At 64.7% G+C, this 25,050-nt stretch carries 25 protein-coding genes; 13 read left to right on the top strand and 12 right to left on the bottom strand.

The window, feature by feature from the left end; genetic code table 11:
* Positions 1–33: 33 nt before the first annotated feature.
* Positions 34–1,179, bottom strand: a complete 1,146-nt coding sequence (locus tag AC0L2J_RS31540; RefSeq protein WP_018452979.1) for an acyl-CoA dehydrogenase family protein — start codon at positions 1,177–1,179, stop codon at positions 34–36.
* Positions 1,180–1,305: 126 nt separating this feature from the next.
* Here AC0L2J_RS31540 and AC0L2J_RS31535 point away from each other — a divergent pair, with 126 nt between their 5' ends.
* The gene (locus AC0L2J_RS31535) at positions 1,306–1,983 is read left to right on the top strand and encodes an alpha/beta hydrolase family protein (RefSeq protein ID WP_473395589.1); all 678 of its coding nucleotides are present in this window, start codon (positions 1,306–1,308) and stop codon (positions 1,981–1,983) included.
* Between the two features lie 4 nt (positions 1,984–1,987).
* On the opposite strand, the gene AC0L2J_RS31530 is transcribed toward AC0L2J_RS31535, so the two are convergent.
* Positions 1,988–2,962 carry a ketopantoate reductase family protein gene (locus AC0L2J_RS31530; RefSeq protein ID WP_473395588.1) on the bottom strand — a complete coding sequence of 325 codons (975 nt, stop codon included), beginning with the start codon at positions 2,960–2,962 and terminating at the stop codon, positions 1,988–1,990.
* A gap of 154 nt (positions 2,963–3,116) precedes the next feature.
* Between AC0L2J_RS31530 and AC0L2J_RS31525 the strand changes: the two genes are divergently transcribed.
* Complete coding sequence (locus tag AC0L2J_RS31525) at positions 3,117–3,920, top strand: enoyl-CoA hydratase-related protein (protein WP_007604643.1); 804 nt, start codon at positions 3,117–3,119, stop codon at positions 3,918–3,920.
* A 118-nt stretch (positions 3,921–4,038) separates the two neighbouring features.
* Here AC0L2J_RS31525 and AC0L2J_RS31520 read toward each other — a convergent pair whose 3' ends face one another.
* On the bottom strand, positions 4,039–4,923 hold the full coding sequence (locus AC0L2J_RS31520; RefSeq protein WP_473395587.1) for a LysR family transcriptional regulator: 885 nt from the start codon (positions 4,921–4,923) through the stop codon (positions 4,039–4,041).
* Between the two features lie 113 nt (positions 4,924–5,036).
* Here AC0L2J_RS31520 and AC0L2J_RS31515 point away from each other — a divergent pair, with 113 nt between their 5' ends.
* The 4 genes from AC0L2J_RS31515 (at position 5,037) to AC0L2J_RS31500 (ending at position 9,160) form a co-directional block, all read left to right on the top strand.
* Entirely contained in the window at positions 5,037–6,401 is a 1,365-nt protein-coding gene (locus AC0L2J_RS31515) for an FAD-dependent oxidoreductase (RefSeq protein ID WP_473395586.1), read from the top strand.
* A gap of 33 nt (positions 6,402–6,434) precedes the next feature.
* Positions 6,435–7,439: an ABC transporter substrate-binding protein gene (locus AC0L2J_RS31510; protein ID WP_063994242.1), complete on the top strand. Its 1,005-nt coding sequence runs from the start codon at positions 6,435–6,437 to the stop codon at positions 7,437–7,439.
* Between the two features lie 130 nt (positions 7,440–7,569).
* Positions 7,570–8,343, top strand: a complete 774-nt coding sequence (locus AC0L2J_RS31505; RefSeq protein WP_473395585.1) for an ABC transporter ATP-binding protein — start codon at positions 7,570–7,572, stop codon at positions 8,341–8,343.
* Positions 8,336–9,160, top strand: coding sequence for an ABC transporter permease (locus AC0L2J_RS31500; RefSeq protein WP_473395584.1), 825 nt, complete (start codon positions 8,336–8,338; stop codon positions 9,158–9,160). The genes AC0L2J_RS31505 and AC0L2J_RS31500 overlap by 8 nt, the downstream gene beginning before the upstream one ends.
* A 236-nt stretch (positions 9,161–9,396) precedes the next feature.
* On the opposite strand, the gene gtdA is transcribed toward AC0L2J_RS31500, so the two are convergent.
* The gene (gene gtdA / locus AC0L2J_RS31495) at positions 9,397–10,437 is read right to left on the bottom strand and encodes a gentisate 1,2-dioxygenase (protein ID WP_473395582.1); all 1,041 of its coding nucleotides are present in this window, start codon (positions 10,435–10,437) and stop codon (positions 9,397–9,399) included.
* Between the two features lie 182 nt (positions 10,438–10,619).
* Here gtdA and maiA point away from each other — a divergent pair, with 182 nt between their 5' ends.
* Both maiA and AC0L2J_RS31485 read left to right on the top strand, forming a co-directional pair.
* Positions 10,620–11,252 (top strand): maleylacetoacetate isomerase, encoded by a 633-nt coding sequence (gene maiA / locus AC0L2J_RS31490; protein ID WP_473395581.1) that lies wholly within the window; start codon positions 10,620–10,622, stop codon positions 11,250–11,252.
* Positions 11,242–11,754 (top strand): MarR family winged helix-turn-helix transcriptional regulator, encoded by a 513-nt coding sequence (locus tag AC0L2J_RS31485; RefSeq protein ID WP_007604653.1) that lies wholly within the window; start codon positions 11,242–11,244, stop codon positions 11,752–11,754. The genes maiA and AC0L2J_RS31485 overlap by 11 nt, the downstream gene beginning before the upstream one ends.
* A gap of 166 nt (positions 11,755–11,920) precedes the next feature.
* Here the strand turns inward: AC0L2J_RS31485 and AC0L2J_RS31480 are convergent, their stop codons facing one another.
* The 4 genes from AC0L2J_RS31480 to AC0L2J_RS31465 form a co-directional block, all read right to left on the bottom strand.
* Positions 11,921–13,534, bottom strand: coding sequence for a benzoate-CoA ligase family protein (locus AC0L2J_RS31480; protein WP_007604654.1), 1,614 nt, complete (start codon positions 13,532–13,534; stop codon positions 11,921–11,923).
* On the bottom strand, positions 13,531–14,670 hold the full coding sequence (locus AC0L2J_RS31475) for an FAD-dependent monooxygenase (protein ID WP_007604655.1): 1,140 nt from the start codon (positions 14,668–14,670) through the stop codon (positions 13,531–13,533). Before AC0L2J_RS31475 ends, AC0L2J_RS31480 begins: the two co-directional genes overlap by 4 nt.
* 264 nt (positions 14,671–14,934) lie before the next feature.
* Positions 14,935–15,810 (bottom strand): hypothetical protein, encoded by an 876-nt coding sequence (locus AC0L2J_RS31470; protein WP_473395580.1) that lies wholly within the window; start codon positions 15,808–15,810, stop codon positions 14,935–14,937.
* A gap of 152 nt (positions 15,811–15,962) precedes the next feature.
* Complete coding sequence (locus AC0L2J_RS31465) at positions 15,963–16,964, bottom strand: NADP-dependent oxidoreductase (RefSeq protein ID WP_063996735.1); 1,002 nt, start codon at positions 16,962–16,964, stop codon at positions 15,963–15,965.
* A gap of 207 nt (positions 16,965–17,171) precedes the next feature.
* Between AC0L2J_RS31465 and AC0L2J_RS31460 the strand changes: the two genes are divergently transcribed.
* Entirely contained in the window at positions 17,172–18,467 is a 1,296-nt protein-coding gene (locus tag AC0L2J_RS31460; RefSeq protein WP_063994236.1) for a dicarboxylate/amino acid:cation symporter, read from the top strand.
* Positions 18,468–18,479: 12 nt separating this feature from the next.
* On the top strand, positions 18,480–19,400 hold the full coding sequence (locus AC0L2J_RS31455) for an amino acid ABC transporter substrate-binding protein (RefSeq protein WP_063994235.1): 921 nt from the start codon (positions 18,480–18,482) through the stop codon (positions 19,398–19,400).
* Between the two features lie 304 nt (positions 19,401–19,704).
* Here AC0L2J_RS31455 and AC0L2J_RS31450 read toward each other — a convergent pair whose 3' ends face one another.
* The 4 genes from AC0L2J_RS31450 to AC0L2J_RS31435 form a co-directional block, all read right to left on the bottom strand.
* Positions 19,705–20,070, bottom strand: a complete 366-nt coding sequence (locus AC0L2J_RS31450) for a nuclear transport factor 2 family protein (protein ID WP_063994233.1) — start codon at positions 20,068–20,070, stop codon at positions 19,705–19,707.
* Positions 20,071–20,179: 109 nt separating this feature from the next.
* Positions 20,180–20,530: a RidA family protein gene (locus AC0L2J_RS31445; protein ID WP_007604661.1), complete on the bottom strand. Its 351-nt coding sequence runs from the start codon at positions 20,528–20,530 to the stop codon at positions 20,180–20,182.
* Between the two features lie 96 nt (positions 20,531–20,626).
* Complete coding sequence (locus AC0L2J_RS31440; RefSeq protein WP_473395577.1) at positions 20,627–21,547, bottom strand: extracellular catalytic domain type 1 short-chain-length polyhydroxyalkanoate depolymerase; 921 nt, start codon at positions 21,545–21,547, stop codon at positions 20,627–20,629.
* Positions 21,548–23,206, bottom strand: coding sequence for an FAD-binding dehydrogenase (locus AC0L2J_RS31435; protein WP_473395596.1), 1,659 nt, complete (start codon positions 23,204–23,206; stop codon positions 21,548–21,550).
* A gap of 293 nt (positions 23,207–23,499) precedes the next feature.
* Here AC0L2J_RS31435 and AC0L2J_RS31430 point away from each other — a divergent pair, with 293 nt between their 5' ends.
* The 3 genes from AC0L2J_RS31430 (at position 23,500) to AC0L2J_RS31420 (ending at position 24,939) form a co-directional block, all read left to right on the top strand.
* Positions 23,500–24,021, top strand: a complete 522-nt coding sequence (locus tag AC0L2J_RS31430; RefSeq protein WP_007604664.1) for a Clp protease/crotonase-like domain-containing protein — start codon at positions 23,500–23,502, stop codon at positions 24,019–24,021.
* Between the two features lie 108 nt (positions 24,022–24,129).
* The gene (locus AC0L2J_RS31425) at positions 24,130–24,324 is read left to right on the top strand and encodes a hypothetical protein (RefSeq protein WP_007604665.1); all 195 of its coding nucleotides are present in this window, start codon (positions 24,130–24,132) and stop codon (positions 24,322–24,324) included.
* A 24-nt stretch (positions 24,325–24,348) separates the two neighbouring features.
* Positions 24,349–24,939 carry an SCO family protein gene (locus tag AC0L2J_RS31420; RefSeq protein WP_007604666.1) on the top strand — a complete coding sequence of 197 codons (591 nt, stop codon included), beginning with the start codon at positions 24,349–24,351 and terminating at the stop codon, positions 24,937–24,939.
* Positions 24,940–25,050: the final 111 nt, after the last annotated feature.

Here is a 25,050-nt window from a genome sequence, read left to right as displayed (position 1 = left end):
GCCGCTCACGCCGACCTGATTACAGCGACTTGATTACAACGACCTGGCGATCAACAGCTTCATGATCTCGTTCGTGCCGCCATAGATCTTCTGGATGCGGGAATCGATGAAGATGCGCGAGATCGGATATTCCTGCATGTAGCCGTAGCCGCCGAACAGCTGGAGGCATTCGTCGGCGGTCTCGACCTGCTTCTCCGAGCACCAGTATTTCGCCATCGACGCCGTGACGGTGTCGAGGTCCTTTGCGACCAGCCGCTCGATGCACCAGTCGACGAATACGCGCGCGATCATCGCTTCGGTCTTGCGCTCGGCGAGCTTGAAGGCGGTGTTCTGGAAATCCATCAGCGGCTTGCCGAATGCTTTCCGCTCCTTGGTGTAGTCGACGGTGAGTTTTATCGCGCGCTCCATTGCGGCGACCGCGCCGACCGCGAGCGCGAGGCGCTCCTGGGGCAATTGCTGCATCAGCTGCACGAAGCCCTGGCCTTCCTCGCCGCCGAGCAAATTGTCCGGCGGAACCGCGACGTTGTCGAAGAACAGCTCGGACGTGTCGGAGGCATGCAGACCGATCTTGTCGAGGTTGCGCCCGCGCTTGTAGCCGTCCGCGCCTGAGGTTTCGACCACGATCAGCGAAATGCCCTTGGCGCCGACATCGCCGGTGCGCGCGACCACGATGACGAGATCGGCGGCCTGGCCGTTGGTGATGAAAGTCTTCTGTCCGTTGATGACGTAGGAATTACCCTGCTTCCTGGCCGTGGTCTTGACGGCCTGCAAATCCGAGCCGGTGCCGGGCTCGGTCATGGCGATGGCGCCGACCATCTCGCCCGAAGCCATCTTCGGCAGCCAGCGCTTCTTCTGCTCCTCCGAGCCGTAATTGAGGATGTAGTGCGCGACGATGGCGCTATGGACGGAGACGCCGGTCGTCAGCTCCGGCACCGTGCTTTCGAGGTCGTCGAGCACGGCGGCGTCGTAGGCGAAGGTGGCGCCGAGGCCGCCATATTCCTCCGGCACGCTCGCCAGCAGCGCGCCCATCTCGCCAAGCCCGCGCCAGGCGAAGCGGTCGACCATCTTCTGCTCGCGCCATTTTTCGGCATGCGGGGCCAGGTCCTTGGCAAGATATTTCCGGAACTGGTCGCGGAAGATTTCGAGCTCTTCGGTCATCCAGGAGGAGCGGTAGGACATGGTCACCTCGGTCAATGCGGCGTTCCGGCTTGGTAGGCCAGCCTTTGGCGGCAATTATTGTGTTTTCAGGCTGCGCCGGTGACGCTACCAAGGCCACCGGAGCAGCGTCTATCGGGATGGTTGATTGTGGCTGTCAAAACTCAAGAGCTCAAGCTCGACATCGCGCGCATCGGCCCGGTCTCCGCGATCCTGACGCAGGCGGATGATGCGCGCGCCTGCTACGTGCTGGCGCATGGTGCGGGTGCGGGGATGCGGCATGCATCGATGGACAGGATTGCGGAGGGTCTCGCTGCTCGCGGCATCGCGACCTTCCGCTTCAATTTTCCCTACATGGAAAACAAGCAGGGCCGTCCCGACCAGCCGGCTGTCGCCCACGCCACGATCCGCGCGGCCGTCGAGGAAGCCGCGCGGCTCTGCCCCGGTGTGATGCTCGTTGCGGGCGGAAAATCGTTCGGCGGGCGCATGACGTCGCAGGCGCAGTCGAAGACTCCGCTGCCTGATGTCAAAGGGCTCGCCTTCCTCGGTTTCCCCCTGCACGCCGACAAGAAGCCGTCGACGGAGCGCGCCGAGCACCTCGCCCGTGTCGAGATCCCGATGCTGTTCCTGCAAGGCACCCGCGACGGGCTCGCCGATCTCGGCCTCCTCAAGCCGGTCATCGCCGCTCTTGCCCCGAAGGCGACGCTGCACGAGATCGAAGGCGGCGATCACTCCTTCGCGGTGCTGAAAAAGTCCGGCCGCAGCAATGAAGAGGCGCTTGCGGAGGTGCTCGACACGCTCTCGGCCTGGATCGACAAACTCGCCTGAAATCTCACGCCGAATAGAGCCCCTTGTCGCGCGCCTTCTGGATCGCGAGCGCGGCAATGAGATCGAGGGTCGGCGTCGACAGGCCGGCGGCGCGCGCGAAGGCTTGGGGCGCCTTCACCAGGACGTCGATCTCCATGGCGCGGCCGAGTTCGTAATCCTGCAGCAGCGACGGCTTGTGATTGGGGGCGGGTCCGCTGCGCGACACGCGCCTGACCTCGGGGATGAAGTGCTGGGCGATCTCGTTGGCCTCGTTCAGCATCCGCGGGATGACCTCGGCGAACGCAGGATCATCGCGCACGCCGCGCGCGGTCTGGCCGGTGAGCAGGCACAGCACCGACAAAGACATGTTGGTCAGCAGCTTTGACCAGATCGCCTCGCGGATCTCGGCGACCGGCGGCGATTCCAGCCGCGCGTCGGTGAAGACACTGCGGAGCGTCGTGATGCGCGCGCAATTGCGATCGTCGCATTCGCCGATCAGCAGGCGGTTGCGGTCCGGCGTCAGGTTCTGCACCACGCCGGGCGCGGTCACCTCGTTGGAGGAGAAGACCACGCCGCCGACGATCCGCTCCTTCGGAATGCAGGCGCGCAAGCGCCCGCCCGGGTCGAGGAAGGAAATGTCCGGCGGGGTCGGGTGTCGCGGCGGCAGGCCGATCCCGTACCACCAGGGAATGCCGTTCTGCGCAAAGACGATCGCGGTGTCGTCCTGCAGCAGCGGCTTGAGGTTGGAGACCAGCCCCTGGAGCGCGGTGGCCTTGAGCGTGGAAATCACGACGTCCTGCGGGCCGAGCTGGGCCGGATCGCCTGACGCGTTCACCTTGGCGGAGACCTCGGAATCGCCGACGCGCAGCTTCAGGCCGTTGGCCCGGACTGCCTCCAGGTGCGCGCCGCGCATCACGCACGAGACCTCGTGGCCGGCGCGGGCCAGCCTGACCGCAATATGGCTGCCGACGGCGCCCGCGCCGAAAATGCAGATGCGCATGTGATGTCCGTCCCTGATCCCTTGATGCCGCCCCGCGGCAGCATGACACAAGCCGCCATGCGATGGACGCGGCTGCCCTACGCTCGAAAGATATGGATCGAGGTATGGAGCCTCGGTCATAGTGCGCGCCAAACAAACGAGCGGAGGAACACCGATGACCGACAGCCCCGTCCTGTGGACCCTGGATGCGCGTGGGGTTGCGACCGTCACGTTGAACCGGCCGGAGGTCAACAACGCCTATGACGGCGCGTTGATCGCGGGCGTGCTCGCGGCGATGGACGATCTCGGCAGCAAGCCCGACCTTCGCCTCGTGGTGCTCAAGGGCAACGGCAAGCATTTCCAGGCCGGCGCCGACCTCAAATGGATCAATGGCGTGCGGCCGCAATCGAGCGAGGCGAACGAGGCCGCGTCGCGGGCGACGTTCGAGGCCGTGCAGCGGCTCAACACGCTGCCGATTCCGACGGTGGCGCTGGTGCAGGGCGGCTGCTTCGGCGGCGGCACCGGCGTGATCGCAGCCTGCGACGTCGTGATCGCGGCGGAGAACGCCCTGTTCTCGATCACCGAAGTGCGCTGGGGCCTGACCGCGGCGATCATCATCCCGCAGCTCTGCGATGCCATCGGCGTACGGCAAGTCCGCCGCTACGCGCTGACTGGTGAACGTTTCGGCGCCGAGGACGCCCGTCGTATCGGCCTCGTCCACGAGGTGGTGCCGCTCGCCGATCTCGACGCCGCCGGCGCGAAGGTGGTCGAGCAGTTGCTTGCCAACGGACCGGAGGCGATGGCCGAGACCAAGCGGCTGGCGCTGGAGAGCTCGTTCGGCGGCATGGCGGTGGACGATGCGGCTTACAAGCGGCTCGTGCATCTGCATTCGGTCAAGCGACAGAGCGCGGAGGCGGCGGAGGGATTGGCGTCGTTTGCCGAAAAACGCGCGGCGAATTGGGCAGGTGCCAAAAGCTGAACGCGAGTAGCCCGGATGGAGCGAAGCGCAATCCGGGAACGGACTAACCGAATCTCTCGGTTGTCCTCGCGTGGCACGAACCCGGATTACGCTTGCGCTCCATCCGGGCTACGGGCCCTTATAGCGACACGGCCAGTGAAGTTTTCAGCAAAGTCAGCAGCGCCTGCACCGCAGCCGCATTGCGCCGCCGTTCAGGGATCGCAGCCTTCACCCACAATTCCGGAATCGGAAACTCGCGCAGAACCGGCTTGAGTGCGCCGTCGCGCAAGGCGTCCGCGACGAGATAGTCCGATATCAGCACGATGCCATTGCCGGCGATGGCGCTGCGCGCCAGCACGTGGCCCTCGTTGCAGGACAGCAGCGGGCTGACTTGGACGCTGATGCGGCCGCGCGGCCCGTCAAAGATCCACTCCGGCCCTGTCGGCAGAAAGCTGAGACAGCGATGCTCGACCAGATCACGCGGATGTTTTGGCGCGCCGTGTTTCTTCAAATAGGCAGGCGAGGCGCAGAGCAGCCGCTTCAGCGGGCACAGGGGCTCGTCGACGACGCCGCCAAAGGAATGCGGGAAGGCGCCGATGGCGATGTCAAAGCCTTCGGTGACGGGATCGACCGGACGGTCGAACAGCACGATATCGAGCTTGAGCCGCGGGTTCTGGGTCTGGAAAGCGGTGAAGACGTCCGCAAGCCGCGCGACCGTCAGCGAGGTCGGCGCCTTGATGCGCAGGTGATCGACGAGATCATGGCCCTTCTCGCCCATGCGCGAGAGCAGGTCGGTGGCGTCGGTGACGACGGCGCGGGCGCGATGCACGTAGCGCTGGCCGGCCTCGGTCAGCCGCAACTGCCGGGTCGAGCGCTGAAACAGCGGCGTGCCGATCCGCGCCTCCAGCTGCGTGACGCGCTTGGCCACCACCGACGTCGAAACGCCGAGTTTTCGCGCGGCCGCGGAGAAGCCGGCGGCGTCGGCGGTGGCGAGGAACGCCTGCAGGTTGACGAGGATGTCCATTCCGACCTTTCGCGATTCGAGAAAGCTGATCGTCTGTTTTGGCGGATTGTAGCTCGGTTCGAGTTAATTCATAGTCGGCCAAAGCAAGAGACTTTCAGGGACAGGGACGCGCCATGCAGGCCATGACGATCGAAGAACCGGCACGCCATGTGCCGATCTATGGCGAATATGAAGTGGTCGTGCTCGGCGGCGGTCCGGCCGGCATCGTGGCGGCGGCCTCAAGCGCGCGCGCTGGACGGAAGACGCTCTTGATCGAGCGCTACGGGTTCCTCGGCGGCATGGGGACCGCTGCCGGCGTCACCAACTTCTGCGGCCTGCATGGCAACGTCTACGGCGAGGCCCACCGGCTGGTGCAAGGCATGGCGTCCGAGCTGCTGGCGCGGATTGATCGCTTGAACGGCCTCAACGCGCCGCATCTGATCCTCGGCAAGGTCTTCGCCCAGGCCTACGACACCGCCGCCTACAAGATCGCGGCCGACCAACTGCTCGCCAGCCACAAGGTGCACATCCTTTTCCACGCGCTCGGTGCCGGCGTCGTGATGGACGATAACAGCCGCATCGACGCGCTGATGGTCGAGACCAAGGCCGGCCGACAGGCGGTGCGATCGGAGATCTTCATCGATTGCTCCGGCGACGGCGATCTCGCGGTCTGGGCCGGCGCGCCGTTCGAATTCGGCGACGAGCACGGTCATCCGATGTACCCGTCGATGATGCTCCGTCTCAACGGCATCGATCCCGCGAAGGCGGGCGATGCCTGGCGGACCATCCCGCAATTGATGGAGCAGGCCATCGCCGCCGGCACCCACACATTCCCGCGCAAGAGCGCGATCGTGCGGCCGCAGAAGTCCGGCATTGAATGGCGGGTGAACTTCACGCAAGTGGCGCGCGAGGACGGCCATGCCATCAACGGCATCGAGCCTGACGATCTCACCCGCGGCGAGATCGAGGGCCGCAAGCAGGCGCTCGCCGCGTTCGAATTCCTGCGCACCGTGCCGGGCTTTGAAAAATCCTACATCGTTGACCTGCCGCCGCAGCTCGGCATCCGCGAAACCCGCCGCATCACGGGCGCCTATCAGCTCAGCGGCGAGGACGTGCTCGGTTGCGCCTCGTTCGAGGATTCCATCGGGGTCAATGGCTGGCCGATCGAGGCCCATGTCCCCGGCGATGTCGTCTTCACCTTCCCGCCGATCCCGGAATCGCGCGGCTATAACGAACTGCCGTACCGGATGCTGGTGCCCGAAGGCGTCGACAATCTGCTGGTCGCCGGCCGCTGCGCCTCGATGACCCATGAGGGCCAATCGGCGGCCCGGGTCTCCGGTGCCTGTTTCGTGATGGGGGAGGCGGCCGGTTCCGCCGCCGCGCTGGCGCTCTCCGGAAACCGCATTCCACGCGACATCCCCATTGATAAATTGCAGGAAACGTTGAAACAACAGGGTGCCTTCGTCGGACGGGACCAGCCCGTGCCCGAGGGCCTGTAACCGACTGCAAGATAACGACGGGGAGGAAACGAAATGACCGGGATTGTGCGGCTCGCGCTAGCTGGCCTGATGGCGATCACAGCGATGGGCGCGGCCCGAGCCGAGGACGTGCTGAAAGCCAGGATCGGCGTGCTCAGGCTATCCTCTTCCGCGCCCGTGTTCATCGCGCAGGACAAGGGCTATTTCCGCGAGGCCGGCCTCGACGTCGAGCTGAAATTCTTCGATGCGGCCCAACCGATCGCGGTGGCCACCACCTCCGGCGACATCGATTTCGGCGTGACTGCCTTCACTGCCGGCCTCTACAATCTCGCCGGCAAGGGCGTGCTGAAGGTGATCGGCGGCATGAGCCGCGAGAGGGCCGGCTATCCCCTGATCGGCTATTTCGCCAGCAACAACGCTTATGCGAGCGGTCTGAAGACGCCGAAGGACCTCGCGGGCAAGCGCGTGGCGATGACCCAGGTCGGCTCCTCCTTTCACTATTCGCTCGGGCTGCTTGCCGACAAATACGGCTTCAAGCTCGCGGACGTGAAGATCGTGCCGCTGCAATCGCTGTCGAACGCGGCGGCCGCGCTGAAGGGCGAAACCGTGGATGCCGCGCTGCTGCCGATCTCCACCGCGCGAAAGCTGATGGACGACGGCGGTGCGAAGTTTCTCGGCTGGGTCGGCGACGAGACACCTTGGCAATTGGGCGCGGTGTTCGCCTCGCCGAAGACGCTGACCAACAAGGTGCTGGTGACGAAGCTGCTCGGCGTTTTGGCAAAGGCCGACCGCGAATATCACGACGTCATTCTTGCTGCGATGAAAGACGGTGTCGCGCCGATCAATGACAAGACAAAGCCGCTGCTGGAGATCATCGCCAAGTATACGAACCTCCCGGTCGAGCAGGTGGTCGGCAATTGCGCCTATATCGATGCCGACGGCAAGCTGGATGTGAAGAACGTCGACAACCAGATCAAATGGCTCCAGGAGCAGGGTTTTGCCGACAAGGGCTTTGACGCGAACGCGATCATCGCAAAGGAATTCGTGAAGGCGGATTGATGCTGCGCGCTCCTCTCCATCTCCGTCATCCCCGCGCAACGGCAAAGCCGTTGTCGCTGGAGGCGCTCGCGAAGCGAGCCTCGCAGGATGCACGGCCCGGCGTTCGCCGGGACGACACTGAGGCCATGACATGGACCTGATCGCCAACCATATCACCCATCGTTTCGGCGAGCTCGCCGTGCTCGACGACGTCTCGTTCACCGTCAGTGCCGGCGAGGTGGTGGCGATCGTGGGGCCGTCGGGCTGCGGCAAGAGCACGTTGCTGTCGATCCTCGGTGGCCTGTTGCTGCCGACCTCCGGCGCGCCCGAGCTGCGTGGATCGCCGCCGCCGGACAGTCTCAATCCGCTCACCTTCGTGTTCCAGGATTTCGCGCTGCTGCCCTGGGCCAATGTGGAGGAGAACGTTGAATTTCCGCTGCTGCACACCCAGCTCTCGTCCGTGCAGCGCCGCGCGCTGGTCGATGACGCCTTGCGCCGCACCGGCCTGACGGATTTTCGCGCGGCCTATCCAAAGCAGCTGTCCGGCGGCATGCGCCAGCGCGTCGGCATTTCGCGCGCGCTCGCGGTCAGGCCGGCCATTCTCCTGATGGACGAGCCGTTGTCGGCGCTGGATTCACAGACCCGCGAACTGCTGATGGAGGATTTCGTCCGGCTCCTCGCCGATGGCGGCATGGGCGCGGTCTATGTCACGCATAATCTCGAAGAGGCGGCGCGGCTTGCCGATCGCATCGTGGTGCTGTCGCGGCGTCCTGGCCGCATTCGCGAGGTCGTGAGCGTGCCGATGACGCGTACTCAGCGCGGTGACATTGCAGCCCGTGAAAAGCTGCTCGCGCTTCAGAACCAGATCTGGTCGCTGATCCGCAACGAGGCGATCGATGCCGAGCGCGAGGTCCAGCATGCTTGATCGCGCTCCGGCGGGCACATCTGCGAAGGATGACGCGGTCCGGCGCGTCCGCTTTCGCGGCGCCGGCTTCGTGCCGGCGAGCAGCCGCTTCGGCGGCTGGATCGCGCTCGCGCTGGTCATTGCGATCTGGCAGGCGGCCGGCAGCACCGGCCTGGTCAATCCGCTGTTCCTGCCCCCGCCGTCGGCGATCGCGCGTGCGATCTACCAGCTCGCGATCTCGGGTGCGCTGTGGCAGCACCTTTCCGCGTCGCTCCTGCGCATCGGTGTCGGCTGGCTGCTCGGCACGGCGGCCGGCGTCGCGGTCGGCTTTGCCATCGGCCTGTCGCGTCTGGCGCGCAGCGTCGGCATCACCTTCATCTCGGCGCTGTTCCCGATCCCGAAGATTGCGCTGCTGCCGCTGTTGATCCTCTGGCTCGGCATCGGTGAAGAGCCGAAGATCGCGACCATCGCGCTCGGAGTGTTCTTCTCGACCGCAATCTCGGTCTATAGCGGCGTCGACGCGGTGCCGCGCAACCTCATCCGCATGGCGCAAAGCTTCAACGTGCCGTTCGCCACTATCGTGCGCAAGGTGGTGTGGCCGGGCGCGCTGCCCGCGATCCTCGCCGGCTTCCGCATCACGTCGTCGGTGGCGCTGCTGCTCGTCGTCAGCGCCGAGATGATCGGCGCGCAATACGGCATCGGCGCGTTCGTATTGCAGGCCGGCAATTTAATGCAGACGGATCAGCTGCTCGCGGGCGTGGTGATCCTGTCGGTGTTTGGGTTGATGGTGGGAAGGGTGATCAACTGGCTGGAGGTCAAATTATTGCACTGGCGGTGAGGGCTGTGGATGGAAGTGCGCCACCACCTCCGTCGTCATCCCGGCCTAGTGCGCAATTGCGCACGGGGGCCGGGATCCATAACCCCAGGCGGTAGTTTGGCGGATACTCGTCGTTGTTCCTTCGTCGGTACGAATACCGTTCGTCTCGATAGGTCACGCGGTATGGGTCCCGGCCCCCGTGCGCAATTGCGCACTAGGCCGGGACGACAGCGGAGAGTGCGGCTAACATTCGCACCTCACGCGTTCCCGCGATCCTCCCGGAACAAATCCAGCTTCTGCTGCACGGGTCGATCCGAGAAGCTGAACAGCACTGCATCCATGTCCGCCTCGTGCGTGACCCATTGCCAGCTCGGCACCACGAACAAATCGCGCGGGCCCCATTCGAAGGTCGATTCCCCGATGCGGGTACGGCCGTGGCCTTCGATCGGACAGAACACCGTTGCGTCCGTCGAACGATAGCGCGCGGTCTTGAAGCCCTTAGGCAGCAACTGGATGAAAGTGCCGATGGTCGGCATCGCGAAGTCGCCGGTCTCGGGGTTGCTGAATTTCAGCTTCAGCCCGTGACATGCGTCCCACTCCTGGCTCGTGCGGGCTTTCTCCAGTGCTTCGCGCGTGTAGGCATAGGGATAACTGAAGATCGGTGACGTCTTCGAGCTCCGCTTCACGTCGACCGGCAGCAGATTGTGGCCGTAGCGCGCGAAGCTGTCGCCGGCTGGCCTTGTAATCTTCTGCTGATCCTCGTTGGAGCCTTCCGCGAAAGAGCAGTCGAAGAACTGCACCAGCGGAATGTCGAGACCGTCGAGCCAGAACATCGGCTGGTCGGTCTCGTTGGAATGATCGTGCCAGGTCATCGACGGCGTGATGATGAAGTCGCCCGGCTCCATCGCGGTGCGCTCGCCGTCGACCGCGGTGTGGGCGCCCTTGCCTTCGAGCACGAAGCGCAGCGCCGACTGGCTGTGCCGGTGGGCGGGCGCGACGTCGCCGGGCACCACCATCTGCACGCCGGCATAGAGCGACGTGGTGATTTTCGACTGCCCGCGCAGGCCGGGATTTTCCAGCACCAGCACGCGCCGCTCAGCCTCTTTCGCCGTGATCAGCTTGCCGGCTTCGGTCATGTAGTCGCGGATGATGTCGAACTTCCACAGATGCGGCCGGCAGGCGCTCTTCGGCTCCGGCGTGATCAAATCGCTCATGACGGTCCAGAGCGCGGTGAGATTCTCGCCGTCGATCTTCTTGTAGAACGCCTCGCGTTCCGGCGTCTTGGTCACGGCTTCCATGGTGCGGCTCCCGTCGTTTTGTTGATTGACAGTATACTTACGATCTAGGTAGCGTCAATGTGACGGGTACGATCAATGTCGTCATTCCGGGGCGATGCGATAGCATCGAACCCGGAATCTCGAGGTTCCGGGTTCTCGCTTCGCGAGCCCCGGAACGACAAAAAAGTAAGGGGAGGGTTCCGATGAAGCTGCACGGCTATTTCCGCTCCAGCGCCGCCTACCGGGTACGAATCGCGCTGAGCCTCAAGGGCCTCGGTGCCGAGCACCTGCCGCATCACCTTCGCAAGGGCGAGCAATGCGCGCCCGCCTATCTCGCCATCAATCCGCAGGGCCTGGTGCCCGCGCTGGAGAGCGACGCGGGCGCGGTGCTGACCCAATCGGTCGCCATCATCGAATGGCTCGACGAAACCCATCCCAACCCCCCGCTGTTGCCGAGGGATGCGTTGCAGCGCGCCAAGGTGAGGGCGTTCGCGTTGGCGATCGCCTGCGACACTCACCCCGTGCAGAATCTAAAGGTGCTGGCGCGGCTGCGCGAGCTCGGGCTGCCTGAGGAGAAGGTTCAGGACTGGGCGGCCTGGGTCAACCGCGAGGGGCTCGCGGCCTGCGAGACGCTGATCAGGGCCGAGCCGGGCCCGTTCTGCTTCGGGGATGCGCCGACGCTCGCCGATTTGTGCCTGGTGCCGCAGCTCGCCAATGCGCGTCGCTTCGGCGTCGACGTCTCGGCCTATCCGCGTCTGCTTAAGGCGGAAGGTGCGGCGAAGGGGCTGCCGGCGTTCGTCAACGCCGCGCCGGAGAACCAGCCCGATGCCGAGTAAGCCTGCCCCTCCGATCACGATAGACGCGGTTTACGCCGCGCCGGGCTATCTGTTCCGGCGCATGCAGCAGATCGCGGTCTCGATCTTCATGGAGGAGTGCAAGGCGTTCGATCTCACGCCGGTGCAATACGCGGCGCTGATCGCGATCCACACCCACCCCGGCATCGACGCGACGCGACTGTCCGCGGTGATCGCATTCGATCGCTCCACGCTCGGCAGCGTGATCGAGCGGCTTCAGGCCAAGGATTTCGTCGAACGCAGGCCGGCGCTGGAAGACAAGCGGATCAAGCTGCTCTATTTGACCAAATCAGGCGCGGCGATCCTGCGCGACATCATTCCCGCCGTCGAACGCGCCCAGATGCGGATGCTGGAGCCGCTGAAGCCAGCGGACCGCAAGGCGCTGATGGGGCTCCTGGTGCAGCTCGTCGATCTCAACAACGAGGCGTCGCGGGTGCCGCTCCGGGCGGAGGATGCGCTGGAGCATCTGGGGAAGGCGGGGTGAGGTGGCGCCTGACATTCCGGTGTCGTCCCGGCGAAGGCCGGGACCCATAACCACCGAGTTCGGTTTGGCGAAGACAGGTGGTGACCAGCTCGCGCTAATAACTCCCATTCGGCGTATGGGTCCCGGCCTTCGCCGGGACGACAGCGAGAGTGAGCAACACCGCCGCTCACATCCGCAACAGCGCCTGCCGGTCGATCTTCCCCGTGCCCGTCTTCGGCAGCTCGTCGATGAAGATCACTTCGCGGGGATATTTGTAGGGAAGCAGCTTGCCCTTCACGTAATCCTGCAGCCGTCGTGTCGCTTCGCTTTGATCAGCCGCGCGGCTGTTCATCACCACGACCGCCTTCAGCGTCATGCGCCGGTCCGGCAGCTCGGCGGCGAACACCGCACATTCGCGGATGTCCGGGTGGTCGGCGAGGCACAGCTCGACCTCGAGCGGGTAGACCCACTGGCCGGAGATCTTGATGAGATCGTCGGCGCGGCCGCGGAAGAAGTGAAAGCCGTCGGCATCGCGGACGAAGCGGTCGCCGGTGTAGATCCAGCCGCCTTCGCGGATGGTCTCGGCGGATTTGTCCGGCCGGTTCCAGTACAGCGGCGTGTTGGAATCGCCGCGCACCCACAAGATGCCTTCCTCGTCGTCGGCGACATCGCGGCCGTCCTTGTCACGCAGCGCGACCTCGTAGCCGGGCACGCGCAGGCCGGCCGCGCCGAGCTTCTTCCGCTCGGGACGGTTGGAGAGATAGATATGCAGCACCTCGGTCGAGCCGAGGCCTTCCACGATCTCTAGACCGGTGAGCGTCTTCCAGCCGTTGAAGACGTCGGCCGAGAGCACCTCGGCGGCCGAGAGCGCCATGCGCAGCGACGAGAAGTCGGTCCTGTCGGCACCCTCGGCCTTGGTCAGCGCTGTATAAAGCGTCGGCAGGCCGAAGAAGACCGTCGGCTTGTATTGCTCGATCGCCGTGAAGATCGCCGCGGGCTTCGGCTGGCCCGGCAACAGCAGCGTCGTCGCGCCCGCCGAGAACGGGAAGGTGATCGCGTTGCCAAAGCCATAGGCGAAGAAGATTTTTGGCACCGAGAAGCAGATGTCATCCGGCGTCAGCTTCAAGACGTTCTGCGCAAAGGCGGCTTCGCTATAGGCCATGTCGTGCTGGAGATGCACGATGCCCTTGGGCCGGCCGGTCGATCCGGACGAGTACATCCAGAACGCCATTTCGTTGCGATGCGTGTCGGCTTCCGCGAGTTCGGCCGGAAATTGCGGGAGCCAGCCGGCGGCGGAAACGGCGTTCGGCGCGGCGTGATCGCCCACCGCACCATTGACGACGATCAGCGTCTGCAGGTTCGTGTCCTTGCAGGCCTCGGCGTTGAAACGTGCACAGAACTCGGCATCCGCCACGGCAACAGTCGCGCCGGAATCGGCGAGATAGAATTGCAGCAGATCCGGCGGTGTCAGCGTGTTGATCAGCAATGGCACGAAGCCGGCGCGCACCGCGCCGAAGAACGCGGCCGGATAGGCCGGGGTATCATCGAGGAACAACAGCACGCGGCCGCCGCGCTTGAGGCCCAGCGAGGCAAAGCCGTTGCCCCAGCGGCAGGCTTCCGCGCAGAGCTCGGCGTAGGTGCGGGTGCCCGCGGGGCCCATGAGCGCGAGCTTGTCGCCGCGGCCTTTGCCGACATTGTCGAACAGCACGCGGCTGGCATTGTAGACCTGCGGAACGAAAAAGCCGATCTCGCGCGCGCCCGCGCAGTCGGCGGGCACCTGGTCGTGAATCTGCTCGCTCATGCCTCGTCCCCACCGTTCTTGGCGGCTTCGTAGCGCGCCATGAAGGCCGGCGACATCGCGCGCAAGCGGGAGTCGTCGATGCGGCCGGAGCGGGTGATGTAGCTATAGGCAAAGTCCATCAGGCCCTGCTGCATGTGCTGGGCAAAGTGCTCGTACCAGAAAGCGCTGGTCCGCGCGGCGTTGACGAGCTTCTGCACCACCGGCTTTCGCGCGGCCTGGTAGCGATGCAGGGCGGTGGAGAGATGGGCATCCGACTCCAGCGCCTTGACCAGCGCAATGGCGTCCTCGATCGCGAGCCGCGTGCCCGAGCCGATCGAGAAATGTGCCGAGTGCAGCGCGTCGCCGAGCAGCACCATGTTCTTGAACGACCAGTGCTCGTTCCAGACCCAGGGGAAGTTGCGCCAGACCGATTTGTTGGAGACCAGCGAGCGGCCACCGAGCGTGTCGGCGAACACCTCCTCGCAGACGCCCTTGGACTGCTCCACGTCCTTGTAGGCGAAACCGTAGGCCTGCCACGTCGCATGGTCGCATTCGACGAGGAACGTGCTCATGGTCGGCGAGTAGCGGTAGTGGTGGGCATTGAAGGCGCCGCGGTCGGTCTTCACAAAGGTCTGCGACAGCGTGTCGAAGCGCTTCGAGGTGCCGTACCAGACGAACTTGTTGGAGGAGTAGGACAGCGAGGTGCCGAAATCGCCCTCGAAGGCGCGGCGCACCAGCGAGTTCAGCCCGTCGGCGGCGACGATCAGATCGTGGCCGTTGAGCTGATCGATCCCATGAATTGGCGTGTCGAAGCGTGGGGTGACGCCGGCATCGAGCGCGCGCTGCTGCAGGAATCGCAAGAGCTCGAGCCGGCCGATCGAGGAGAAGCCGACGCCGTCGATGGCCACGCTGTCGCCGCTCAGGTTCAGCGTGATGTTCTCCCAGCTCTCCATGTGTGGCGCGATCGCGTCGACCGTCTCGGGGTCGTCGGCGCGCAGGAATTCCAGGGCCTGGTCGGAAAACACCACGCCAAAGCCCCAGGTCGCGTCGGCCGGGTTCTGTTCGAACAGGTCGACTTGATCCTCGGGGTGACGCTTCTTCCAGAGATAGGCGAAGTAGAGCCCACCGGGCCCCCCGCCAATCACGGCGATCCGCAACGTCTGCCTCCCTAATTGACAGTATACTTACTATCTAGGGGTAGACTAATGTGCTCCGGTCGCCCGCGCCAGCGGAATTATCGGCAAGGCGCGCAGCGCATCAAAGCTCACGTCCGGACGCACGTTTGGCGCGTGTCCGAAGCAGTGACCTTGCGAAGCATAGCCAAACCGTGGCGGCTTGGCCATCCGCACGTCAGACGCAGCACTTTACCCAGCCGCCGTTCACCAGCCCTAGTGCAGCAGACCGGCGGATGGCGCGCTTCTCTAGCGTGCAGCGAACGGCGCCAGCACGTCCTTGCAGGCGGGCGACAGCGACGCGGCGTTGCTGGCGATACACTGCACGATGCGGCCGCCGCCGGGCGCGACGCCGGCGCACAGCGTGCGGATGTCGGCGCCGCAGGCGGAGCGGACGATGAACAGCTCTTCGCGCGGCCGCAGCGGGCGCAATGCGATAACGGCGGGCGCGGCTGCCGGTGCTGCTGCCGCCGGAGGAGCGGCGCCCGCAGGTGCCGCCGTTGCTGCCGCGCCACCGCCGCCGGCCGCGGCGCTCACCGCTTTCTCGCAGGCCGGCGAAACCCTTGCCTTGTTCTTCTCCAGGCATTCGAGCGCGGGCGCGCCGCCCGGTGGCACGCTGGCGCACACCTTGGGATAATCGGCGCGGCACGCGCTCTTGACGGCGGCGACCTGGGCGCTGCTCGGCTGTTTGGCTGCAGCGGTGGTTGCAGCGGCCTTGGGCGCGGCCGCGGCAGCCGGCTTTGCGGCGGGAGCGGATTCAGCCTTCGGCGCGGCAGGCGCGGCCTCCGCCTTGGGTGCAGCCTCTTTGGGTGCAGCCTCCTTGGGTGCAGCCTCGGTCTTCGGCGCGGCTTCGGTCTTCGGCGACGCGGCAGGCTCGACGGCGCGAACCGCGGTTTGGCATCCCGAGGACAAGCTGGACATGCTCTTCTGCAAACATTGATACGCTTCCACACCGCCCGGCGTGACGCTCGAACAGTGCGCCATGAAGTCCGAGCGGCATGCGGAGCGGATCGCGCTCTTCTGCGCCTCGGTCGGTGCTTGTGCGAATGCGCCTGCTGCAGTTGCGAAGAGAGCCGCCGCCAGCAACGCCCCGCGTGCAGACGCATGTTTCAACGTATTGAACATCTGAGTGAATTCCCGCCCTGTCGGTAATGCCGACAATTTTTCAAATGTGATGCAAGCAATCGTCGCGGGTGATGCCGCGCGCGACATCATTGGCCGCCGCGACCTCTACCGCAAGTAGATATTGGCTTTGCAATTGCGACCTAACTACGTCGTCAGAGCTTGACCATGCGCTTGCCGCGGTTCTCGCCCGCCAGCAATCCGATCAGCGCCTTCGGCGTGTTCTCGAGGCCGTCGATGATGTCCTCCTGCACCTTCAGCTTGCCGGACGTGACCCAGGCCTGGAGGTCGGCGAGCGCACGCTGGCTCTCTTTCATGTAGTCCATCACGATGAAGCCCTGCATGACGAGCCGCTTCACCACGATCAGGCCGGGCACGCCGCGCGGGCCGTGTGCCGAGGGCGCGCCGTCATATTGCGAGATCGCGCCGCAGCAGGCGATGCGGCCGTAATTGTTCATCTGCGGCAGGCAGGCTTCGAGAATGTCGCCGCCGACATTGTCGAAATAGACGTCGATGCCCTTCGGAGCCGCCGCGCGCAACGCCTTGAACACCGCGCCGTCCTTGTAGTCGACGGCGGCATCGAAGCCGAGCTCGGAGGTCAGCCAGCTGCACTTGTCGGCGCCGCCGGCGATGCCGACCACGCGGCATCCCTTGATCTTCGCGATCTGCCCGACGATCGAGCCGACCGAGCCTGCGGCCGCAGAGACCACGACCGTCTCGCCCTCTTTGGGCTTGCCGATCTCCAGCAGGCCGAAATAGGCGGTGAGGCCGGCGATGCCGAATACGCTGAGCAGATGCGTCATCGGCTCGAGCTTCGGCATCTTGGTGAGATGCTTGGCGGGCACTACCGCCAACTCCTGCCAGCCGGTATCGCCGAACACGATGTCGCCCGGCGCAAGCTCCGGCGCTTTCGAGCTGATGACCTCGGCGATGGCGCCGCCGGCCATCACGCTGTTGGCTTCGACTGCTGAACGATAGGTCGCGCCGTGCATCCAGGCCCGGTTGGCGGCGTCGAGCGAGATGTATCGAACGCGCAGCAAGGCCTCGCCGTCCTTCGGCTCAGGCATCGCACCTTCGACCATCTTGAAGTGCTCGGGGCCGAGTTTGCCGCTGGGCTTTTCCACCAGAAGAATCTGACGATTGATACTGCCGCTCATGATGTTTCCCTCGGTCATTTGACGATTATTGATGCAGCTGCCGCAAGAAAAACGTGCAAGCCGCATTCGTTGTGCGCTGCATGAAGGCTAGATCGCAGACGCCCGTTTCGCAACGGGAACATCCGCCGCGGCGACCGCACGCCAAGCGTGTTGCGCAGCCGTCATATCTGCGACATCATGAAGCGGTCGGTGTAGCGGGGGTGTTCAATGTCGAACAGGTTTACGCAATTCATTCTGCTGGCGATGGTGCTCGGCATCATCATGGGCGCGGCGATCTACAATTTCCTGCCCGACACGCGGGGCGATTGGGCCTCGTCCATCAACCTGATCGCCGTGATTTTCCTGCGCCTGATCAAGATGATCATCGCGCCGCTGGTGTTTGCGACCTTGGTCGGCGGCATTGCTCATATGGGCTCGGGCTCCAAGCTCGGCCGCATCTTCGCCAAGACCATGGGCTGGTTCATCAGCGCCTCTTTCGTCTCGCTGATGCTCGGCCTCGTGATGGTCAATCTGCTCCAGCCCGGCGCGAATTTCCCCGGGACGCTGCCTGACAAGGCGCAGTCGACCGGCCTGCCGGTTTCCGCCTTCTCGATCGAAAAATTCCTGACCCATCTGATCCCGACCTCGATCGCGGATGCGATGGCGCAAAACGAGATCCTGCAGATCGTGATCTTCGCCGTGTTCTTCTCGGTGGCGATGGGCTCGATGCCCGAGCGCTCAAAGCCGATCCTGGCGCTGATCGACGACATCGGCCACATCATGCTCAAGGTCACCGGCTATGTGATGCTGTTCGCGCCGTTCGCTGTCTGGGCCGCCATCACCGCGACCGTTGCCAAGAACGGCCTGCTGGTGCTCTGGAAGCTCATCGTCTTCATGGGCGGGTTCTATCTCTCGCTCGCGCTCCTGTGGGGCATCCTGGTGGTCGTGGGCTTCATCGTGATCGGGCCACGCTACGCCCATCTGCTGAAGCTGATCCGCGAGCCGCTGATGATCGCGTTCTCCACCGCGAGCTCTGAAGCGGCCTATCCGAAAACCCTGGAGGGGTTGAACAAGTTCGGCGCCTCGTCGCGGATATCGAGCTTCGTGCTGCCGCTCGGCTATTCCTTCAATCTCGACGGCACGATGATGTACTGCACCTTCGCGAGCGTCTTCATCGCGCAGAGCTATCACATCGACATGCCGCTCGGCACCCAGCTCGCGATGCTGGCGACCCTGATGATCACCTCGAAGGGCGTTGCCGGCGTGCCGCGCGCCTCCCTCGTGGTGATCGCCTCGACGCTGTCGCAGTTCGGCATCCCCGAGGCGGGGCTGTTGATGATCATGGGCATCGACACCTTCCTCGACATGGGCCGCAGCGCCACCAACGTGATCGGCAACACGCTCGCAACCTCGGTCGTGGCCAAATGGGAAGGCGAGCTCGGGCCCGAGCATGAGCTTGGACCGGGCGATGCCGTGCCGGGGGATATGATCCCCGGCGAAGTGCCTGCGATGGCCGGCCATTGATCGGAGTGCATCATGCGCCTTTCAATGGCGATATCGGGCGGTCTGTTGCTGGCAGCGTGCCTGCTGGCAAAGGGTGCTTCCGCCCAGACCGGTGGCAGCGAAGGGCTTAGCCCGACGCTGTCAGCGATCAAGACCGCGCACACCGTGCGGCTCGGCTATCGCGAGAGCTCGCCGCCGTTCTCCTTCCTCGACCAGGCCAACCGGCCGATCGGCTACAGCCTCGAGCTCTGCGAGGCCATCGTCGAGGAGATCGGCGTCGAAGTCGACGATCCCAATCTCAAGATCGCCTACGTCAAGGTCACCTCCGATGACCGCATCGACGCCGTGCTCCAGAACAAGATCGATTTGGAATGCGGCTCGACCACGGCGAATGCCGAGCGCGGCAAGCGCGTTGCCTTCTCGCCGCTGATGTTCGTCGCCGGCACCAAGCTGATGGTGCCCAAAGCCTCCAGCGTCCAGTCACTGACTGATCTGAAGGGCAAGACTATCGTGGTGACGAAGGGCACCACCAACGAGCAGGCGATCCAGGCGGCCGACAAGAAGTCCTCGTTGGGACTGACCATCATTGTCGGTGCCGATCACGAACAGTCGTACCAGACGCTCGTCGACGGCAAGGCCGATGCGTTCGCGACCGACGACATCCTGCTGTCCAGCCTGATCGTGCGCCACAAGGCACAGGACAAGTTCCGCGTCACCGGCGATTACCTGTCCTACGATCCCTACGGCATCATGTTCCGCAAGGGCGAACCGCAACTGGCGGCGGTGGTCGATCGCAGCTTCCGCAAGCTCGGCTCCAACCACGACCTCGTCCCGCTCTACAACAAATGGTTCACCGCACGGCTTCCGACCGGCGAACGGCTGAACGTGCCGATCTCGCTGCAGCTGGAGGAAGCCTTCAAGGCGATGGACGATTCCGCGAGCGCGAATAACTAGCGCTTGTGCGACGAGCGCCGCTGCGCCCTCTCCTTAAAGGGCAGCGCTATCGCATATGACGTCTCAGCGGCGCCTGAGCGAGCGCCGCCTCCTTCGAGACGACCGCTTCGCGGTCTCCTCAGGATGAGGCTCAGCTGCATCCATCTGCCTTGAAATGCTGCCGCATACTCATCCCTCATCCTGAGGGCCCGCCGCAGGCGGGCGTCTCGAAGGATGGCCGCAGTCGAGCTTGCAGCCATATGCTTCTTCATATGCGATCGCCCTGCCATACAAGGGAGAGGGCCTTGCATCGAGCAGCGCGCGCTCACGCGCCCGCTGGGACCTGGTCCAGAAATCCCGTGATGCTCCTGATGCGGCCGTCCTTCAGCACGGCGAAATCCGTCCCCTTGATCGGGCTGTCGATGCCCTCGGGACCAAGGCCCCAACTGAAACGGACATGGTCGCCGTAGCCGTTGGGCTCGCCGATCAGCTTGAACTTGAAATCGGGGAAGCGCTGCTGCACGCCTGCGATCAGCGCATCGACGCCGTCATGGCCGTCGCCCTTCATCAGGGGATCGACATAGCTCGCATCCGCCGTCCAGTTCTGGCTCAGCAGTTCGCGCCGGCGGCCGGCTGCACGTTCGTTCCAGAGATCGATATAGCGGCGGGCGATGGTGATGGGGTCGGTCATGGTCGTCTCCTTCGATGGCGCCGTGTTGTTCGGCTGACCTGACTATCGAAGGTTCACACGCGCTGATCGATTACCTCTGAGGTCATCAGCGCGCGTGAATTTTCCGCAGTTACTTCGCCGCTGTGACCATGATTTCGACGGTGTATTGTGCCGCTGCGAGCTTGGCTTCGACGGTGGCGCGTGCCGGCGTGTTGCCGGGCGAGACCCAGCCGTCCCACACCGCGTTCATCTCGCCAAAGGTCTTCATGTCGGTGATGTAGATCGTGGCCGAGAGCAGCTTCGACTTGTCGGTGCCGGCCTTGGCGAGATGGCTGTCGATGGTCGCCAGGATGTCCTGGGTCTGCTTCGTCACGCTTTCGCCGGCGGCGTTGTTGGCGACGACACCGGCGAGATAGACGGTGTTGCCGTGCACGACGATTTGGCTCATGCGCGGGCCGGTTTCAAGACGCTGAATGCTCATTGGGGTCTCCTTTGAATGGCGGCCCTGTCTAGCGCAGCCGCCTGCCCTGTGCCACCCCGGGCACGCATGCGTCGCTGGCTATGCATGCGTTGCACTTCAAGGAAATTGGCCGAAGAACGTCCAGATCGTCTCGGCTGCGTCGATGTCGCCGTTCTGCGTCCCGAGCAAGCTGGCGGCGACCTTCGGGAAGCGGGCATCCGGAGAAAATCCGGGCATGCGGTGACCGCCTTGATTGATGCGATAAAGCACGACGTCGTGCCCCTCAGGACAGCGCGAGGAGATCCGTGTCACCGTGGACTGGTCTGCGGGAGCCCTGTCGGGCAAATCGGTCGTGTCGGCATTATCGCTCTCGCAGCCGTTGAGCTTGCGCCAGAACGCAAGCGTCTCCTCGGTGGACCAGAACCCGTCGGCGGCATAATAGCTCGATCCGCGGCCGCCCTCGTAGGGGACGAGCGGATCGGCCGTGCCGTTCATCAGCAGCATCGGCAGCGGCCGCGACGGATGGCATGTGACTGCGGTCTCGTCGGTGAGATTCATGCTCACGCTCGCGCCCGCAGCGAACAGATCGGCGCGGGCGCAGACCAGCGTCATCGCCATGGCGCCGCCATTGGAGATGCCGGTGACATAGACGCGGCGAGGGTCGGCGGTGCCGTTCGCCACCAGCTTCTCGACGAGCTTTGCGATGAAGGCGACGTCGTCGGTGCCCGCGGGCGGACCACGGAGCGCCGGTCCTGCCTTGGTCCTCGCATCGGCCCAGGCGTGGTTGAGGCCATCAGGAAAGACCACGGCAACCCCCTCGCGCTTTGCGACCTGCGGCCACGCCGTCCGCGTCATCATGTCGGCGCCGCGCTGGGTCTTGCCGTGCAGCACGACGACGAGCGGCACGAGCCGCTTCGCCGGCAATTGCACAGTATAGGACCGCTTCACGCCGTCGATGTCGATCGTGTCGGCGGACGCAGCCGAGGCGGCGGCGAATGCCGCAACAAACGCCGCAATGCGCAGCCGCCGCCGTGTCATCTAGCCCACGGCCTTCGCCGCGGCCCGGCCCGCATTGCGGCCCGAGAACAGGCAGCCGCCCAGGAACGTGCCTTCCAGCGAACGATAGCCGTGCACGCCGCCGCCGCCGAAGCCGGCGGCTTCGCCCGCGGCGTAGAGGCCGGGGATGACGCTGCCCTCCTCGCCGAACACGCGCGAAGAGAGGTCGGTCTCGAAACCGCCCAGCGTCTTGCGGGTGAGGATGTTGAGCTTGACCGCGATCAGCGGCCCTTGCGCGGGATCGAGGATGCGGTGCGGGGAGGCGGTGCGGATCAGCCTGTCGCCGATATAGCGCCGCGCATTGTGGATGTTCATCACCTGCGCGTCCTTGACGTAAGGGTTGGCGATCTCACGGTCGCGCGCCTCGATCTGCATCCTGATGTGCTCGAGCTTGAGGAGGTCGCTGCCGGCCAACTCGTTCATGGCCGCAACGAGATCCTCGATTTTGTCGCGCACGATGAAGTCGACACCATGGCTTTTGAACGCCTCCACCGGCGCCGGCGCGCCCTTGTTGGTGGCGCGCTTGATCGTCATGCGCCAGCTCTTGCCGGTGAGGTCGGGGTTCTGCTCCGAGCCCGAAAGCGCAAACTCCTTCTTGATGATGCTCTGGGTCAGGATGAACCAGGAATAATCGTAGCCGGTGGACATGATGTATTGGAGCTGGCCGAGCGTGTCGGAGCCGGGGAAGAGCGGCGCCGGCAAGCGCGTGCCGGTGGCGTCGAACCACATCGAGGAGGGGCCGGGCAGGATCCGGATGCCGTGGCGCGGCCAGATCGGTGACCAGTTCTGGATGCCTTCGACATAATGCCACATGCGGTCGCGGTTGATCAGCCGCGCGCCTGATGTCTCGGTGATGCCGATCATGCGGCCGTCGACATGCTCGGGCACGCCGGAGATCATGAATTTCGGCGGCGCGCCGAGCCGCTTCGGCCAGTTCTGCCGCACCAGCTCGTGATTGCCGCCGATGCCGCCCGAGGCGACGATCACGGCTTGCGCCTTCAACGCAAACTCGCCGACGACCTTGCGCGATGAGCTCTTGCCGCGCTCGGCATTATCCGGGGCGAGAATGGCACCGCCGACGCCATCCACCGTGCCGTTGGTGGTCGAGAGCGCGTCGACGCGATGGCGGAACCTGAAGCTCAGCCGGCCGCTTTTGACGGCCTCGCGCGCGCGGCGCTCGAACGGCTCGACGATGCCGGGCCCGGTGCCCCAGGTGACATGAAAGCGTGGTACCGAATTGCCGTGGCCCATCGCGTCATAGCCGCCGCGCTCGGCCCATCCGACTACGGGGAAAATGCGATGGCCCATCGCGCGTAGCCACGCACGCTTCTCGCCGGTCGCGAACGCCACATAGGCCTCGGCCCATTGCCGCGGCCAGAAATCCTCGTCACGGTCGAAGCCGGCGGTGCCGAGCCAGTCCTGCATCGCAAGGTCGAAGGAGTCCTTGATGCCGAGCCGGCGCTGCTCCGGCGAATCGACCAGGAACAATCCGCCGAACGACCAGAATGCCTGGCCGCCGAGCGACTGCTCGCCCTCCTGATCGACCACGATCACGCGCTTGCCGGCGTCCGCTATCTCGGTTGCGGCCACGAGGCCCGACAGTCCTGCGCCGACAACGATGACGTCAGTCTCTTCAGCCATCTGTTCGGCCATATGTTCCCCCCCCCATGTGTTTCCCCCTCCACAGGTTCCCCCTGTAGTTGCCCGGATTGAAGCCGGCGGTTGCAACTGAGATCAAGAGTTGTGGCGCGTAAGACATCGTTAACTTGTTCCACTTCGGGAAAAAGACCGGCTGAGTGCAGCGCCGGCGCAACACTGGATTTGAATTTGTTTTGAACGAGCCGGCATGCCTAGACAAAACCGCGGTTACGACAGACCCTAGCAGGGCATCACCACCTGACACACAGATTCGAATTCGACTGGGGCGGGGGCCAATGAAGTTTCTGACGGGGTTGCTTGCGGCGGTTCTCCTGATCGCGAGCATGGGCGCTTCTCAGGCAGTGGTTCGGATCGCGGATGACCGCGGCGGCCGGATCGGAACCTACGTCGACAAATACCAGGACCTGCGACAGTCGGGCGATACCGTCATCATCGACGGTCTCTGCGCCTCTGCCTGCACCATCGTCCTCGGCGCCATCCCGCCTGACCGTATCTGCGTGACGTCGCACGCGACACTGGGCTTCCACGCCGCGTGGGATTTCGGCAGCAACGGCCGCGCCGTCACGAATACCGAAGCGACCCAGATGCTCTATGCGATGTATCCCTCGCAGGTGAAGCGCTGGATCAATCAGCGCGGCGGCCTCACCCCGCATATGCTCTTCCTGAAGGGCAGGCAGCTCCAGGCCATGTACAAGCCCTGCTACCTCGACGCGCAGGCCTCGGCCAACAAGCCGTCGCGCGGGCCACTCCCGCAAGCGGACCGGCTCGAATCCGCCCGGGGCCAGCTCCTGCACTGACATCCTCGGCCTGACGGGATTGTTTGCCAGCCAGCGGCGCCTTGCCCGCAGGCGGGGCAAAGCTTATTTGAACGCTCGGGAACTCTGGCCTTCACCCCGATCGTTGTCATGGCTCAACCACTGCACCCCGCCCATCCTGTATCGGACAATTCGCCCACTGCCGGCCGGATGCCGTTCGTGCTGCTGTTGGCCGGTGCCGGCGTCGGCGGCCTGGTCGTGCTCGGCGCGCTCGCGCTCTGGTTCCACTACGGCAGCCAGGTTTTCTTCGAAATGATCAGGACCGGTCTTGCCGCCTGCTTCTGACCCGCGACAGGAAGTTTTCCGCTTATGAGCCCTACCGCCCGTCCGCTGGTGATCGCGACCGCCTTCGCCGCAAGCCTCGTCCTCGGGCTCCTGATCGTATTCTGGGCCATGGGCGGGGTCAGCAAGGTGGCGCAGCCGGCCGCGATCGGCGGCCCGTTCCAGCTCACCGACCAGAACGGCAAGGCCGTTACCGACAAGAACCTGAAGGGCAAGCCGACCCTGATCTTCTTCGGCTACACCCATTGCCCCGATGTCTGCCCGACCTCGTTGTTCGAGATCTCGGAAGTGCTGCGCGCGATGGGCAAGGACGCCGATAAGGTCAATGCCGTCTTCATCTCGGTCGATCCCGAGCGCGATACGCCGGCGACGATGAAGGATTATCTATCGAGCTTCGACCCGCACCTCGAGGGCCTCAGCGGCGATCCTGCCGAGACCGCCAAGGTGATCACCTCCTACCGGGTCTATGCCAAGAAGGTCCCGACCAAGGACGGCGACTACACTATGGACCACACCGCGTTGATCTATCTGATGGATCGCGACGGCCGCTTCGTCTCGCCGTTCAACCTGAAGCGCACGCCGGAAGAGGCCGCAGTGGAGTTGAAGCGGTATCTGTAAGTTTGGCGGACTGATCGCGCGGCGTACTCGGTAGCCTCTCCCGCTTGCGAGGGCTTTGCTTAATTGGCCGAGCGGGAGTGAGGCTCGATGTGGGGCATTTTTTTGTGCGTG

Source organism: Bradyrhizobium sp. MV1.5 (genome assembly GCF_055807615.1).
This window is presented reverse-complemented; position numbering and strand designations above follow the sequence as displayed.